The sequence below is a fragment of the Calditrichota bacterium genome (assembly GCA_014359355.1).
In the GTDB taxonomy this organism is placed as follows: domain Bacteria; phylum Zhuqueibacterota; class Zhuqueibacteria; order JANLFK01; family Oleimicrobiaceae; genus Oleimicrobium.
In genome coordinates this window covers 1-3,390 of record JACIZP010000061.1, presented here as the reverse complement: position 1 = coordinate 3,390, position 3,390 = coordinate 1, and the positions used below count along the sequence as shown (strand labels likewise).

At 59.2% G+C, this 3,390-nt stretch carries 1 protein-coding gene; it reads left to right on the top strand.

Annotation, left to right across the window (positions count from 1 at the left end; genetic code table 11):
* Positions 1-1,216: 1,216 nt before the first annotated feature.
* Positions 1,217-3,390, top strand: a 2,174-nt coding sequence (locus H5U38_02710; protein ID MBC7185924.1) for a carboxypeptidase-like regulatory domain-containing protein, incomplete at its 3' end; no start/stop codon positions are given.

Genomic DNA, 3,390 nt, shown 5'->3' with positions numbered 1-3,390 from the left:
GCGATGGTGAAGAGAACCAGGGGAGTGGGCCTCAGCCAGACCGCGCCCGAACTCGCCGCCTCGTGGATCCCCGTGCCCAATTGGCCGACGGGCGATGAACAGCAGGGACTCGGTGCCACACCGTATCCGCAAGACCATACACGAGTTTGACGAGCAAGTGATTGTCTTAAGCCGGAGAATGGGAAGTTGCTGCGCGATCTTCCACATCTCCCCCGAGTGCGTGCGTTATCTGCCTGCGTGGCTTGGTGAGGAAAATGAAAAAGAAGGGGTGATAGGGACTTGAGGTGGGGAAAGAGTTGCGTCCTCTTCATCATATCCGGGTGGATGCCAAGGAGCTCGGCGACACGGGCGAGTGTCGCTCCGGATGAGGAGAGTCGGGCGGCCGCCTTACTGATTCGCGCGGCGCTATGTGCGCCCCAGTGGGGTGCCTGCCGCCCCACGAAGGACGGCACCAAGACAACTCTGCGCACTTCCTGGTGAGTAAGGCTCACGCCTGCGAGGGGCGCAGTGAGGCGACGATGCAGACACACGTCAGTTCAACATTCATCGTGTATGGGCTCGCGGAGGGCAAAAGTGGGCCGAAAGGGCCCGGGGTCTGCGATTGTTGGCACAGTTGCATGCCACCGTGGGCGACCACCTGACAGAGCGCGCCGCAAGTGCTTCATCCGCTTGTGGGGAACGAATCCCAAAACGGAGAAGCCTGTAGACACAAGGGAGGGTTTGCAGCCGAGGCCTATGCCCCTCCCTCGCCCTTAGGAAAGGGTATCGCTGCTGCGGGAGACACCGGATCTACCATGGGTTCAAGCTCCCTTCAATCGTTCTGGAGAACCATATCCAGCGACTCATACAAGAAGGTTCCGATGGAAGATAGGGAGGCAAACAAGATGGGCTTTCCTCGTGGTCCGGAAAAAAATGAATTTTTCCCTTGACATTTTAGCGGTTGGATGTTATATTGACGTAGCACAAAACCTCGGCCTTGCAAGGCTCAGGCGCCCCAGAGAGCTGGAGTGATGGTTGATAGCCTCGGAGTGCAAAGGCACAGCTACCCTTTTTGGTGGGAAGGGAGGGAGGTGTGCCTTTTGTGTTTTTCCGGCAAGTAGCATCGTCTTTGCGCCGCAGAAGTGGCGCACCAGGGCGGGAGGCGTGCGCGCCGCGGGCTGGGAGCGCAGGACAGACCACGCGCGCGCTGCAACTGAACCCTTTACAGGAGGGAACTATGAGAGGGAGCATAGTTATGGGGCTAGGGGTAGCTTTGCTACTCCTACCTTGCCTCGTCCACGCCCAATCAGTCACTGGCAAGATCGACGGGGTGGTCAAGGATAAGGCCTCTGGCCGGCCCATTCCTGGGGTCAGCGTAATCGTCAAGGGCACGGCACGCGGTGCCTCCACTGGCCCGGATGGTTACTACTTCATCCTGAACGTGCAGCCAGGAACCTACACACTGGTGGCCTCGATGATTGGGTACCGGACGGTCCACAAGGAAGGGGTGCAGGTGGTGGTGGATCAGACCACGCGCATCAACTTTGAGATAGAAGAGACGGTGTTGGAGGGGGAGGAGGTGGTGGTGACGGCCGAGCGCCCGCTCATCGAGCGCGACGTGACCTCGAAGGTTTCCACCATTACCTACGAGGACATCAAGAACTTGCCTGCTGAGGACATGACCAGGGTACTGGCGTTGCAGTCGAATGTCACTATCCTGACCAATACGCCGTACAGCAAGTCGGGCTACGATCTGCGCGGCATCGAGGACATTCGTATGCGCGGCGGGCGCAACAACGAGCTGGCTTTAGTCATTGACGGCATGAAGGTTGGGAACCCGCTGTTTGGCGGCTTCGCCACGCGGGTCAACAATAACGCCATCAACCAGATGACGGTGGCTGCCGGCGGGTTTAGCCCTGAATACGGCAATGCCCTGTCCGGGGTCATCAACCTGTCCACGCGCGAGGGGGGGTCAGTCTTCTCGGGGCAGCTCGAGTATAGCACTTCCATGCCGTTTGGCATCAAGGCGTTGGCGCCTGCTGAGGGACGGGCGCGCAATTACCAAGACGTAGTGGCCAGCTTCAGTGGCCCGGTGCCCTTCACCAAGACCGTGTCCTTCTTCTTCTCTGGCGAGGCCAGTGTCCAGGCTGGCACGGTGCTCAAGTTTGACGACATCATCTGGGACGACTACCGTGGGGACCTTCCCTCGTCAAAGGAGTTGATCAAGGATTTCCTCGAAGACGGCAAGATGGACCTGATCACCTCCGCACAACTGCAGAGCGTCAAGACCAAAGGGCCGGTGTACGGGGCCGTGCGCTGGATTAACCCCATAGATATCTGGAAAGGGTGGAAAGGGTTGGGGTGGGATAACTCGTTTGACTACTTGGGTAAGTTGACCTGGCGCATCAGTCCCAACCTCAAGTTGGCGCTGAGCGCTTCCCAGTCGGGCGGCTACAGTCAGGCCAACGTGTTCCACGCGGGCTATTACTACTACCTGCCTGACGACTGGTTCGGCGGTTGGTACAACGTGGATCAGAGCCCAGTGGACAAGCGGGAGACCATCGACCGGTTGTTGGTGTGCAGCGACTGTGGCGCGCGCATCTTCTTGCGCGGGGCCAAGTACGACGACGGCCGCTTTGTTGCCCCTGGTGAACCAACGCCTGAGGTCTGTCCGGTCTGTGGGAGCACCAACTTTGAGATCTGGCATCGGAACCGCTCCGGCATGGGCGCCCGCCAGGTACGCATCCAGCGCAGCAACAGACAGAGCCTGGTATTGAGCCACACGTTGAGTCCCTCCACCTTCTACACCTTCAGGTTTCAGCGCTTCTTCCAGTCCCGCCGCTCGCGCATTCTCAATGACTACGGTCACCCCTATGCCACCGTCATGGGGTTGACCAACTATTGGGCGCCGGACTGGGATAACATTCTGGCCAAGGAGCAATACGCCCACTACAATACCTACGGCGTGCTCGACCCCTGGGAGGGCTACTTCCGGATCCGCTATGACAACAACTACTTTGAGGGCGACTCCAGCGTCACCTATGACCTGCGGCTGGACTTCACTAGCCAGGTGACCAGGCACCATCAGCTCAAGGTTGGAGGCCAGTTCGTGTACATGGACGTGCACCGGCACGACGACCAAGGGACCTCAGGGCCCTCGGCGTACCCGACCATCTACCGCATGTTTCCCAAGGAGGGTGCGCTCTACATCTTAGACAAGATTGAGTATGGCAGCGTCGTCATCAATGTCGGGGGCAGGATGGACTACGCCAATGCCGGCGGTGAGATGTGGGCCGATCCCTTGGATCCCCTGGGCGAGCAGGACCCAACCCGACCCGGCTTTGAGTACAATGGGTGGGTGAAGGCCAAGAAAAAGTTCAAGTTCAGCCCGCGCATCGGCATGGCCTATCC